Raw genomic sequence first — 12141 nt, 5'->3', positions numbered from 1 at the left:
TGCCCACCACACCGTGCTCACGCAGCATCTCGGTGATGGTCAGCACCACGTCGGTTGCGGTGGCGCCGGAGGGGATCTCGCCGGTGAGCTTGAAGCCCACAACGCGCGGGATCAACATGGAAATCGGCTGGCCCAGCATGGCTGCCTCGGCCTCGATGCCGCCGACACCCCAACCCAGGACGCCGATGCCGTTTTCCATGGTGGTGTGCGAGTCGGTGCCCACGCAGGTGTCCGGGTACGCGCGAACGGTGCCGTCCACCTCGCGGGTCATGACCACGCGTGCCAGGTTCTCGATGTTGACCTGGTGCACGATACCCATGCCCGGGGGTACGACCTTGAAGTCGTTGAATGCGGTCTGACCCCAGCGTAGGAACTGGTACCGCTCGCCGTTGCGCTGGTACTCGATATCCATGTTGCGCTCGATGGCGTCCACGGAACCGAACGCGTCAATCTGCACGGAGTGGTCAATGACCAACTCGGCCGGAGCCAGCGGGTTGACCCGGGACGGATCACCGCCGAGTTCCGCCACGGCCTCACGCATTGTGGCAAGGTCCACGATGCAGGGAACGCCGGTGAAGTCCTGCATGATGACACGGGCAGGGGTGAACTGAATCTCCGTGTCGGGCTGGGCCTCGGGATCCCAGCTGGCCAGGGCCTCAATGTGCTTCTCGGTCACGTTCGCACCGTCTTCGGTGCGCAACAGGTTCTCGAGCAGAATCTTCAAGCTGTAAGGGAGTTTCGTGGCCCCCTCTAGTGCATTGAGTCGGAAAATTTCATAGTCGGTGCCGCCGACGTTGAGTACGCCTTTGGCTCCAAAGCTGTCCACAGTCATGGTGTGGAACTCCTCTCGCCACCGTTTGAATGCGTTCGCGGCCGTCAACGGGGCGCATGAAACGCACCGGGCGCGCACGAACGGTCACCTCCCAGTGTAGCCTGTGCCACTTACCCTGACCGGGAGATTCACCTCAGGACGCGTCATTGCGCCGCAACACAGCCACCGCCTCCACATGGTGGGTGTTCGGGTACAGGTCGAACGCCTTCACGTCGGTCGCCTTCCAACCGCGGCGCGACAACCGGCCGAGGTCACGACCCAGTGCCGCGGGATCACACGCAACGTAGACCACTGTGTGGGGGTCGGCGCCGTCGATCGCCGCGAGTACTTCCTTGCCCGCTCCGGCGCGCGGTGGATCGAGAATGACCACGTCCGGCCGGGGCGCGCGCACCGCGGGCCGCTGTTGCCCGCGCGAGGACCCGTGGCGGCGTCGTGCGGGGTCACGTCCCGTGAGCACCCGCGCCACGTCCCCGCGCGTGACGCGGACGTTCTCCCGCTCGGCCAGGTTTTCTCGCGCATCCGCGGACGTCACGGGCGAGCCCTCCACCGCGAAGACCCGGCCCTGAGGACCCACCACGCCGGCAGCCGCGGCAGTGAACAATCCGGCTCCGCTGTAGAGGTCCCACACCGTCTCCCCCGACTCGATCCGAGCTGCCGCCAGCACCGCGTCGACCAGGGTGCGCGGGGCGGCCCGGTGAATCTGCCAGAACCCCGTGGGGCTGACGCGCCACGTGAGTGGATCGCCACCGGGCACCTCGAGAGTTTCCCGCACCAGGGATTCGCCGGACCACGTCTGGATCTCGCGATCCTCCGGGGACTGCGCGGTGACCGACACCCCGTGGTCGCTCCCCCAGCTCGCGAGCCGGCCCCGCAGATCGGTCAGCGTCTCGGGGTCCTGACGCGCAAGCAGACCCACGTGCAGCAGCGGCCGGCCCCCGTCTGCCGGTGCGGCAATGTCCAGGCGCGCGGCACCCGGTACGGACAGCTCCCAGGGTGCGCGGGCGCTGATGGCGTCCGTGGCCAGCGGCATGTCCGTGATCGCCACCAGGTCATGGGACCTGTGGGGGTACATGCCCGCGGTGCCGTCCGCGGACACGTCCAGGTGCAGGCGAGTGCGCCACCCGGTGCCATCAGGGGATTCGTCGGCCACCGCGGCAACCTGGCCGTGCCAGTCGATTCCGGCCAGATGCTCGAGTTGCTCGGCCACCACGGCCCGTTTGAGTTCTCGTTGCCCGCCCAGCGTGAGGTGACCGAATTCTGCCCCGCCCACGGGCGCTCGTTCGTCCCGAGCGGCACGTAGGGCATCCGCGGCGGCCCACGGGTGATGGGTTCTGCGGTCCTCGGAGGATTCCAGCACCTCGATCACGTCACCGCGCCAGAATTTGGCGTCCTCGCCGTGGTCGGTGAGGCGCACGCGCACGAGTTCCCCGGGCGCACCGTGACGCACGAACACCACACGACCGTCCGGCGAACGTGACACCATGTGCCCACCGTGAGCCACGGCGGTGAGTCGGAGTGTCAGCTGATCGGGGGTGTCGGGGTGGTCTTCGGTCATCCTTGATTCTCCGTGAGTCGTAGTTCGCGCACCGATTCCAGGTGCCAGGGAACGGAGGCGATCATGACGCCCCGTTCGAAGTGCAGTCGAGCCTTGAGCGGCCGGATGGCCTGGTTGTGCAAGAACCGCTCCCAGCCGCGCCCCACAACATATTCGGGCAAGTAGACGATCACCAAGTCTCGCGGTGATTTCTTGCGGATGCTGCGCACGTGGGAGATCACGGGTCCGATGCTGTCACGGTACGGGGAGGCCAGCACAGTGATGGGGACCGGGAACTCCAGCCGTTGCCATTGCCGCAGGACGTCCTCGGTCCGGGCACGATCGGTGTCCACCAGCACCGCCTCCAACGTGGCCGGCCGGGAGGCCCGGGCGTAGGTCAGGGCGCGAACCACGGGCTTGCGAACCGAGGTCACCACGATCAGGGCATGCACGCGGGAGGGCAGCGCACGGACCGGGGACTCGGGATCCACCTCGAGTTCGCGGTCCACCGAGGCGTAATGATGGCCGATCACCCGCATCCACAGTGTGAGCAGGGCAATGGCCACAATGGTCAGCCAGGCCCCCTGCGTGAGCTTGGTGGCCAGCACCACCAAGAACACGGCAGCGCAGAAAATCAGGGCCACCACGGCCACGGACTGCCGCATGGCCAGTTGCCGGGTGGTGACCTTTGAGGTGCGGGTCCGTCGCACGCGCGCCCAATGTCGCACCATGCCCGCCTGGGTGAGGGTGAACGCGAAGAACGCCCCCACCACGTAGAGCTGGATCAGGCTGTTGACGTTCGCATCGAAGATCGCGGTGAACAGCGCCGCGACGATCGAGAGCAGCACGATTCCGTTGGTGAAGGCGAAACGATCCCCGCGCGATTGCAACTGGCGCGGTAGCAGCGCGGCGCTGGCCAGCCGCGAGGCCAAGGTGGGGAAACCCGAGAACGCCGTGTTGGCGGCCATGAACAGCACGCCCACCGTGACGGCCACCAGCACGAAGAACCACACGGAGTTCTCGCCGGCAATGGTCTGGGCCAGTTGGCCGAGGATCGGCACCTGGAAGAAGCCTTCCCCCGGGCGCTGGCCGTCGATCAGTAACTGCTCATCCGCGTTCATGACCACGACCGCCCGGGTTTCACGGGTGAGATACAACACGCCCAGCAGCAACGCCGTGGACAGGGCACCGAGGTAGCCCAGGGTGCGGGCCGCGTTGAGGGCTTTGGGTTTACGGAAGTAGGGCACGGAATTGGTGATGGTCTCCACACCGGTCACCGCCACCGCACCCGAGGAGAACGCACGCAGCACCAGCACCGCCCCGGCCAGGCCCACCAGCCCGGCGTCCATGCCGGCGGCGGGCAGCACCTGGTAGTCCGCCGACGGCGCTCGGTCCAGTGTGCCCGTCAGGTGCTGTACCAGCCCCGCAGCGATGAGCAGGAGCACCACCGCCACAAAGGCGTACGTGGGTACGGTCGAGGCGCGCCCCATGAATTGCAGCCCGCGCAGGTTGAGCAGCCCGACCACCGCGATACCCGCGAGGGCCACGAAAACCTGCTGACCCACGAACCACGGCACCGCTGAGGCCACGTACTGGGCCGCGGCGGACATGGACACGGCCACCACCAGGGTGTAATCCACCAACAGCGCCGCACCCACCATGGCACCGGAGGGCCGGCCGAGGTTCTTGGACGCGATCTCGAAATCCGCTCCGCCGGACGGGTAGGCCCGCACGTTCTGCCGGTAGGCGGTGATCAACACGATCAACACCACGAGAACCACGACTCCCACCCAGGGTGAGACGGCAATGGCCGCGGTGCCCGCGAGCGCCAGGGTCAATACGATTTCGTCCGGCGCGTAGGCCACGGAGGACAGCGCGTCGGATGCGAACACGGGTAGTGCCGCGCGGTTGCGGAGCAGGGTTCCGCCGGCGCGTTCGTTGTGGAGTGGTTTGCCCACGAGGACGCGGCGAGCAAGTTGGGACAGGTGCACGGTTCAACACGCTAGTACCTCGCGGGGGTCTTGTCCCGAAGCGCGGAGAATTATGCTGTGCGACATGGCGCATTTTGTGATCATGGGTGTCGGCCGCGTGGGGATCTCCATTGCGCACGCCCTTGAGGATTCCGGCCACACCGTGGCGGTCATCGATCAGGACGATCGGGCCTTTCGTAAACTACGACCGTCCTTCGGCGGTAAGAAGGTCACCGGCCACGGTTTCGACCGGGACGTACTGCGCCGGGCGGGTATTGAAGAGGCCTACGCGTTCGCGGCGGTGTCCAGCGGTGACAACTCGAACATCATTGCGGCCCGCGTGGCCCGGGAGACGTTCAAGGTCAAACACGTGGTGGCCCGCATTTACGACCCCAGCCGCGCGGAGTTCTACCAACGCTTGGGAATCCCCACGGTGGCCTCCGTACGGTGGAGTTCGGACCAGGTGCTGCGGCGGATCCTGCCGGAGCACGCGATCACCGGAGATTTCCGGGAGGTCTCCGGACGGTTGCAGCTGGGAGAGCTTCCCCTGCACGAATCCTGGTCGGGTTTGCACCTGGATCGCATCGAGGAGGCCTCCGGTGTGCGGGTGGCCTTCGTGACGCGCTTCGGAGAGGGAATTCTGCCCGCCACCGATTCCAGTTACCAGCAGGGGGATATTGTGCACGCCATGATGCGCGTGGAAGATGTCGAGAACGTGGCCCGGATCCTGTCCCGGCCGCCCTCGGACGAGGTCTTGGAGGCGGTGGCTCTGGCGGCCACCGAGGAACGCGGTCACGGGCGGGAGCGGTCATGAAGGTCATCATTGTGGGCGGCGGATCCGTGGGCTCATCGATCGCTCGCGAATTGGTGTCCCACGGCCACGAGATCGTGGTGATCGATGCGACGTCGGACGTGATCGGCCGTTCCAATTTGCGCGGCACCCAGTGGGTCGTCGGGGACGCCTGCGACTTGGACGTGCTCCAACGTGCCAAGACGGAAGACGCGGATGTCGTGGTGGCCGCCACCGGAGACGACAAGGCGAACCTGGTCGTCTCGCTCCTGGCGCGCAGCGAGTTCGGGGTGCCCCGGACCGTGGGGCGGGTCAACAACCCCAAGAACGAATGGCTGTTCGACGACGCGTGGGGCGTTGACGTTGCGGTGTCCACTCCCCGCCTCATGACCGCGCTCGTGGAGGAGGCCGTGGAAGTGGGGGACGTGGTGCGGTTGCTGAGTCTGCAGACCGGGGGTGCAACACTGTCCGCCTACACGGTGCCCCGGGAACATCCGGTGGTGGCCACCATGGTGTCCCACGTGCCGTGGCCCCTCGAGGTCGCCCTGGTGGCCATCCTGCGGGACGGAATACCGATCACACCCTCCGGGGACGATGTTCTGGAGGGCTCGGACGAATTGTTCTTCATTTCCACCGCGGAGGGGGAAGATCAGCTGCGGGCCATGTTCACCACGGCCCGGGCCATCACCGACGAGACCGAACCGGCCGGGTCAACATCCACCCGAGCCACAGCACCAACGCATACAAGGGAACACCCATCACCAGGCGGGTGACGCCCAGCGCAGCGACGTTCTCCGCGAAATACAGGGGTACCTGCACGAGCAACCGCGCCGCGAACATCCCGATCAGCAGCAGGGTGGCGCGCTGATACGCGCTGCGCCGCTGCCGATCCTTGCGCCAGTCCATACCCTCCCCGCGAACGTAACCGAAGAAGACACCCAGCAGCGGCCAGCCGACCGCCGCCGAGATCGACAGGCCGATGAACCAGGCAATGTTGATGAAGAACCCCGGCACGTAGTAGTCCAGGGCTTGACCGCCGGCCCGGGCGAACAGGGCACACACGGCCACGCCGATCAGCCCGGTGATCGACTGCATCAGTGACTGCCGCTGGGCCAGTCTCACCACCGCGAACAGCGAAGCGGTGGCCAGGGAGGCAACCAGCGCGATGACCAATTGCTGGGTCAGCAAGAACACGACCAGGAAAATCAGACCCGGCAGTATCGCCTCGAGCAACCCGCGCCAGCCGCCCACGGCGTGCAGCACGTCCAGCTGACCGTGTTCATCACGGCGCAGACCCGCGCGCTTGGCGTAGTCCCCCATGGCCTGCTCCATGGACTGGGGCCGCCTGCTCCCCTCGGGAGGTTCCTGGCCATCCGGTGCTGAGGGGTACGGGGGTGTCGTGTGGCTCACCGGCTGATCCTTTTGGGCGTGATGATCTCGTAACGGGGGTTGTACATGGTCGGTACCGAATCGGTGAACGACACCACGGCCACGCACCGCAACCTGGTTCCGGCCATGATGCCGGGAACACTGCGCTGACCGTGCCAGAGCAACGCGACGTAGGAATCTTCCCGAGCCGCTCGGTGCCCGGACCGGCCCTGGACATGCAGCACCGCCCGGTAGCGCGGCGACTGCGTGGCGGGCGAGAACGTGACCTCGGTGACCTCGCCCTCGACCATGACCCGACGACGCTGCGACGCTGCCGCCGGGTCGAGATCCCGCGCGGCGGCACCGCGCTCGCCGACGACGTCGATGGCCCCGGTGACGTGCGTTGTGGCCACCGGATCAGCCGATTTCGGTGATCTCTGGACCGCGACGCGGTGCGCTCGCCGGCGGCTGCGGATCCCGCACGGGCTGCTCGGGGGTCCGGCCCTCGGCGTTCTGCGGTGTTGCGTTCTCCGGAACCTTGAACTGCAACAGGTCGCGCGGGGGCATCGGATCATGCCCGCGCACGATCACCAGCGATCGCACGACGTCGTCGAGCACCTCGGCGGTCGTGGACGGCATGGCGGCACCGCCCGTGTACACCGCGCGCAGGAACCAGCGCGGCCCGTCGATGCCGACGAAGCGTGCCAGCCGGTAGCCGGGTTGGCCCGAGGCCGTGGTCGCGGAGAATTTGGCATTGACCTGCAGCCCCAGCGGGCCTTCGCTCACGGTGGCCTGTCCGCGGTCGCGGCGCAGGCCTTCCACCAATTCGCGGCGGACATCGTCCCACAGTCCGCTGCTCTTGGGCGCGGAGAACGCCTGGAGTTGAACCGAGCCGTCCTTGTAATCGACGTTCAAGGCACGCGGTCGCTGTGATTTTTCCTCCAGATCCATGCGCACGGCCACACCGGCCACGGGTTTGAGGAGGATGCACCCCAGATCGATGTAGTCCTCGCGCTCGCCCGTCAACTCGGACTCGTCCCGCGGGCCCAGGGCGCGGGGGTCGGAGGCCGCCCCCGTGTCCTCCTCGGGTGTCCCGGGGGTCTCTGGCAGGTCAGTCTTGGCGACGGCGCTGTTGTCCGCCTGAGCGTCCTTGCTGCGCTTCTTTCGTCCGAACATGTGTGCTCCGTTGATTGTCTGCGGGTCGTTGTGAATCAGTGGCCGGGATCTAGTGGGTTCCGGAGGAACCGAAGCCTCCCGCGCCGCGTTCGCTCTCGGGCAGGTCGGCCACGGGGTCGAAGAGGGCCGTCTCCACTCGCTGGATCACGAGCTGGGCAATCCGCTCACCGCGGCTCACCGTGTAGGTGGCCGATCGGTCGGTGTTGAGTAAACACACCTTGAGCTCACCGCGGTAGCCGCTGTCCACGGTGCCCGGGGCGTTGACAACGGTCAGTCCGTGTTTGGCCGCGAGCCCCGACCTGGGGTGAACCAGGCCCACGTACCCGTGGGGGATCGCCAGGGCCACCCCGGTGTCCACCAGCGCCCGTTGTCCCGGCTCCAGAACGGTCTCGCGCCGGGCCCGCAGGTCGGCGCCCGCGTCTCCGAGGGTTGCGTACGAGGGGGGCGCCAGCTCGGGATCCAACATCTTGAGGGCCACGGTCACGGTGTGGTTAACGGCTACTTCAGTCACAATCCACCACTCTAACGCGGCGCACCTTGGGTGGTTGTGCTGACGTGGAAGACTCCTAGCAAGCTGTGGGAAAGTGGACTCATGACCTCTCACGAACCCCACGCCACAACGGCCTCCGAACCGGCCACCCCCGACCACCCGACGATGGAACCCGTGGTGGCCTACCAGGAGCGACTCACCGTCGCGTGGTGGATGTGGCTCGTGATCCTGTTCGTGGGAGCGGCAACGTTCATCGCTCTCGCCCCCATCAACATGGCCGTGGGCATCATTGCGGCCGTGGTGGTCATGGTCTTCATTGCGTTGATCCTTTATCTCGGCTCACCCCGGATCGTGGTCACGGACCACGACGTGCGCGTGGGCCGGGCACACATCGAGCGACGCTTTGTCGGAGAGGCCCAGGCCCTGCGTGGTGAGGCCGCACGCGTGGCCCGCGGTCCCGAATTGGACGGCCGCGCGTTCATGAACTTCCGGGTCTCCGTCCCTGACATGTGCCGGATCCAGATCGTGGACCCCGTGGATCCCACCCCGTACTGGCTCACCGCCACCCGCCACCCCGAGGAACTGGCTCGCGCGATCAATGCCGATCGCGGCCCTGATGCGCAGTAACGCACCGAAACAATTCGGGCGGTCACCGTAGTGGTGACCGCCCGAAATCTGTGTTCAGCAGCCGTGGATCAGCCCATGCACTCGAAGCAGAACTTCACCCCGTCGCGCTCTTCGGCGAGCTGGGAACGGTGACGCACCAGGAAGCACGAGCCGCACGTGAATTCGTCCTCCTGAGCGGGCAGCACCACAACGGAGAGCTCTTCGTTGGAAAGATCGGCGCCGGGAAGCTCAAAGCTTTCCGCGGCTGCTGCTTCATCCTCGTCGACGCTGCCGGACTGCTGATCCGATCGACGAGACTGCAACTCCTCGATCGAGTCTTCCTTGAGGTCTTCGTCCTGCTTACGCGGCGCGTCGTAATCTGTGGCCATGTGTAAATCCGCTCCAACCGGTCTCAGCGAGATCGCTGTGGGTGTTAATACCCCGGCTTTCTGGGAAAAACGCCGGGTCCGTGTCGCGTAGATTGTTCACCATCGACCGGGAAAAATCCAGCCCGAGGCATCGACTACTCGTTGCACGATGTCACACCGGGAATGACTCCCCCAGCCCGCCATGGATGAACCGTCCACGGACTGCCGCGGGAAATGCGGGAGTACGGGGGTAAACCGGTTCGGTGGCCGCGGTTGAACCACTAGACTGGCACGACATGAGCGGTGGGAATTTCTCTGACAGCATTACTTCCCGCTGGTAAAGGAAGGACAGCATGGACCAGTTGCACCTGGTGGGTGTACACGAAGACGGCGAACACCTGATCGTGGAAACCACCGATTCACAGCGTTACTCGCTGAAGATCGATCAGCAGTTACGGCAAGCGGTGCAGCACGCGCGGAAGAAGACTCCCGCGCGCGGCCGTGTCGGCGGGCAGTTCGGTCCCCGCGACATCCAAGCTCGGTTCCGGGCCGGCGCCAGCGTTGAAGACATCGTTGCGGAGTCCGGCTGGGAACCCGAGCGCGTCAAGCGCTACGAATGGCCCATCCTGGCCGAGCGCGGGCACATGGTGCGGGAGGCTCTCAAGGTCAAGGTGACCGGCACCAGCCCGTCACATGACGGTTACCGTTCCGTGTTCGAGGGCGAACCGCGAACACTCGAGCAGACCGTGCACCACCGCGCGCAGGACACGGGTGTGGCCGTGAGTTCCCTCGACTGGGACGCGTGGCAGCGCGAGGATCAGCTCTGGAACCTGCAATTGACGTTCAGTGTCTCGGACCGCGATCAGGCCCCCCATGACACCAACGGTCCCGCGGAATGGACCTACAACCCCGCTAATCAAACGGTGCGACCCGTGAACGAGTGGGCCACGGCCCTCGGTCAAGAACCGCCTGAGTCCGGGCCCCTGGGTGTGCCCGCACCGACAGTCACCCACCATCCGGCCCCTGACGCCCGCGTGGAACAGCTCCAGCGAGAGGCCAGCCAGGCCGACGAGCTGCTGGACGTGCTGCAGGCGCGCCGTGGCCGCCGTTTGGGCTCCGACACGGACGAGGACGATCGGCTGGCCGAGATCCTGGGGCGTGGAATGGGACACGTGGACAACCGGCCCCGACCCATTGGCGCACCCGAGGACTCACCGTTGTTCGATCAGCCCATCCAGCCCGCCGCCGCGCGCGTGGCTGAGGATCGGGCGCTCGAAGAAGACGCCGGTATCGAGATCGTGGACGATTCCACGGCCGCGCCCGAAAGTCCCGAAGCCCCGGTGGAAGAACCGGACCAGGCGGCGTCCACATCGCTGCCCGAGGCCGTGACGGCCGGCCGGGGCCCGCAGCTCAGCGTTGCGAACAACCTTGCGGAATCGGTGGCCACTCTCGAGCCCCAGGACGAAACCGCGCCGGACGGCAACCCCCCGAACGAAACCCACACCGGGGACAACGCCGTGGCCCAGGACTCAGAGGTCGACCAGGAACAAACCCCCGTCGAGCCCACCGAACCGCCCCAGCGAGCCCCCGGGCCGCGCGGCCGGACCGGTAAGGCCAAGCGTTCCTCGGTGCCCAGCTGGGATGAGATTGTGTTCGGTTCCAATTCGAACTGAGGCACGGGGCCACCGTCCGGGGACTGCAGAACGACCGCGGACACGCTAAAGTCACTAAGGCAGATTGGGCTAAGGGGAGAAAGCGGTCCAGCTTTGCTCTGGCAATTCATGGATTCGAGGGACGCATTGCATGGGTAATTCCATCCAGGACGACTTGTTTGGTGCCGACGAACCGGTTGCGGAAACTACCGCAGGTTCCGCCGATCCCAACGACGGCGGGCGGTTCCGGCGTTTTTTGGCGCCGCTCGTACTCGGGTTGGCCGCTCTCCTCGTACTGGTGGGTGTCGGGGCGCTGGCGGTCACCGGGCTGTCCAACTCCCAAGACGATCAGGAACCGGCCGATTTCGCGACCGAATCCGAATCGCCGACCCCGTCGCCCAGTGTCACCCCGACCCGCACGCCCTCCCTCACCCCGGTCGAGACCGCCCCGGTGCAGGAGTACGTGCCACCGCCCGTGGCACCCCCGGTCGTTCCTGTTCCGCCGCCCGCTCCGGTGCCGCAGCCGCAGCCGACGAAGGCCCCGGTGCCGACCAAGAAGCCCGAACCCACCAAGACGCCGACCACGGCACCCACGAAACAGCCGACCACGTCAGCCAAGCCGACCTCAGCGCCGACGCAGGCGCCCAAGCCAGCGGCGACGTCCAAGGCGCCCGCGCCCAAACCGCCGGCCACGCCTAAGGCTCCCGCCAACGGTGGTAAACCGGCGCCGAAACCCACGGCCAGCAAGTAACGACGCGGTCACCACAGCAGGGCGGGAATCAGACGCTCCGCGGGTGTGAGGGAACCGTGCTGACCCACCATGGTGAGCGGCTTGGCGCCCTGGCGGGAGACATCGTAAATGGCCACCGGTTCCTTACCGAGGACCCACACGTGCCCCGCGCGTTCCAGCATGACGGGATCCGGATCCGGTCCGAAATACCCCCCGGCCGTGAGATCCTCACGGGTCACCGCCCACACGGTGTCGCCGTAGTGTTCCTGCCAGCGCGCCGCTATGTGCACGGGATCCGTGTCCGGGTGGGCATGCAGTTGCACGGCTCGGGGTTCTCCCGCGGTGTGGCGCACGCCGTCCAGCAGGCCGGGGACCGCGCTGGCATCAAAGCGGTGTTCGGCCGCGACGTCGACCATCCCGTGGTCGGCCGTGAGGACGACACGCGTGTTGGGTGGCAGCTTCTGGACGAGCCGCTTGATGGCGGAGTCCAGCTCCTCAAGGGCCTTCAGCCAGGTTTCGGAACGCCAGCCCTTGGCGTGGCCGACTTTGTCCAGCTCGTCCCAATAGAAGTAGACCAGCGCTCGTTTGCCCTCGCGCAACTCGTCGAGGACCGCTGCGGTGCGAG

At 66.6% G+C, this 12141-nt stretch carries 14 protein-coding genes; 5 read left to right on the top strand and 9 right to left on the bottom strand.

The genetic code is table 11. From position 1 onward, the window contains the following. The 3 genes from Q4E95_RS08040 to Q4E95_RS08030 form a co-directional block, all read right to left on the bottom strand. A partial coding sequence (locus Q4E95_RS08040; RefSeq protein ID WP_303382806.1) for an aconitase family protein occupies positions 1-832 on the bottom strand: 832 nt, incomplete at its 3' end. Between the two features lie 133 nt (positions 833-965). After that, positions 966-2387: a class I SAM-dependent RNA methyltransferase gene (locus Q4E95_RS08035; protein WP_303382805.1), complete on the bottom strand. Its 1422-nt coding sequence runs from the start codon at positions 2385-2387 to the stop codon at positions 966-968. Next, positions 2384-4357, bottom strand: coding sequence for an APC family permease (locus Q4E95_RS08030; RefSeq protein WP_303382804.1), 1974 nt, complete (start codon positions 4355-4357; stop codon positions 2384-2386). The genes Q4E95_RS08035 and Q4E95_RS08030 overlap by 4 nt, the downstream gene beginning before the upstream one ends. A 64-nt stretch (positions 4358-4421) precedes the next feature. Between Q4E95_RS08030 and Q4E95_RS08025 the strand changes: the two genes are divergently transcribed. Next, positions 4422-5150: a TrkA family potassium uptake protein gene (locus tag Q4E95_RS08025; protein WP_303382803.1), complete on the top strand. Its 729-nt coding sequence runs from the start codon at positions 4422-4424 to the stop codon at positions 5148-5150. Then, positions 5147-5899: a TrkA family potassium uptake protein gene (locus Q4E95_RS08020; RefSeq protein ID WP_303382802.1), complete on the top strand. Its 753-nt coding sequence runs from the start codon at positions 5147-5149 to the stop codon at positions 5897-5899. Before Q4E95_RS08025 ends, Q4E95_RS08020 begins: the two co-directional genes overlap by 4 nt. Here the strand turns inward: Q4E95_RS08020 and Q4E95_RS08015 are convergent. The 4 genes from Q4E95_RS08015 to dut are packed head-to-tail and all read right to left on the bottom strand — an operon-like array spanning position 5811 to position 8181. Then, positions 5811-6536, bottom strand: a complete 726-nt coding sequence (locus Q4E95_RS08015) for a DUF3159 domain-containing protein (protein ID WP_303382801.1) — start codon at positions 6534-6536, stop codon at positions 5811-5813. The two genes, Q4E95_RS08020 and Q4E95_RS08015, sit on opposite strands and share 89 nt — an antisense overlap. Continuing rightward, positions 6533-6907: a hypothetical protein gene (locus Q4E95_RS08010; protein WP_303382800.1), complete on the bottom strand. Its 375-nt coding sequence runs from the start codon at positions 6905-6907 to the stop codon at positions 6533-6535. Before Q4E95_RS08010 ends, Q4E95_RS08015 begins: the two co-directional genes overlap by 4 nt. Before the next feature lie 4 nt (positions 6908-6911). Continuing rightward, a complete protein-coding gene (locus Q4E95_RS08005; protein WP_303382799.1) occupies positions 6912-7670 on the bottom strand; it encodes a DUF3710 domain-containing protein in 759 nt (252 codons plus the stop codon). 49 nt (positions 7671-7719) lie between these two features. Then, positions 7720-8181, bottom strand: a complete 462-nt coding sequence (gene dut, locus Q4E95_RS08000; RefSeq protein ID WP_303382798.1) for a dUTP diphosphatase — start codon at positions 8179-8181, stop codon at positions 7720-7722. A gap of 81 nt (positions 8182-8262) precedes the next feature. Between dut and Q4E95_RS07995 the strand changes: the two genes are divergently transcribed. Beyond that, entirely contained in the window at positions 8263-8787 is a 525-nt protein-coding gene (locus Q4E95_RS07995) for a DUF3093 domain-containing protein (protein ID WP_303382797.1), read from the top strand. A gap of 68 nt (positions 8788-8855) precedes the next feature. Here the strand turns inward: Q4E95_RS07995 and Q4E95_RS07990 are convergent, their stop codons facing one another. Then, complete coding sequence (locus tag Q4E95_RS07990) at positions 8856-9155, bottom strand: DUF4193 domain-containing protein (protein WP_095798898.1); 300 nt, start codon at positions 9153-9155, stop codon at positions 8856-8858. Positions 9156-9487: 332 nt separating this feature from the next. Here Q4E95_RS07990 and sepH point away from each other — a divergent pair, with 332 nt between their 5' ends. After that, on the top strand, positions 9488-10807 hold the full coding sequence (gene sepH, locus Q4E95_RS07985) for a septation protein SepH (protein ID WP_303382796.1): 1320 nt from the start codon (positions 9488-9490) through the stop codon (positions 10805-10807). A gap of 130 nt (positions 10808-10937) precedes the next feature. After that, complete coding sequence (locus Q4E95_RS07980; RefSeq protein ID WP_303382795.1) at positions 10938-11537, top strand: hypothetical protein; 600 nt, start codon at positions 10938-10940, stop codon at positions 11535-11537. Between the two features lie 8 nt (positions 11538-11545). On the opposite strand, the gene Q4E95_RS07975 is transcribed toward Q4E95_RS07980, so the two are convergent. Continuing rightward, the coding region (locus Q4E95_RS07975) for an alkaline phosphatase family protein (protein ID WP_303382794.1) at positions 11546-12141 on the bottom strand (596 nt) is incomplete at its 5' end.

This window comes from Kocuria sp. (assembly GCF_030536815.1).
GTDB lineage: Bacteria > Actinomycetota > Actinomycetes > Actinomycetales > Micrococcaceae > Kocuria > Kocuria gwangalliensis.
The sequence above is the reverse complement of the archived record's forward strand: the minus strand, read 5'-3'. Positions and strand labels throughout refer to the sequence as shown.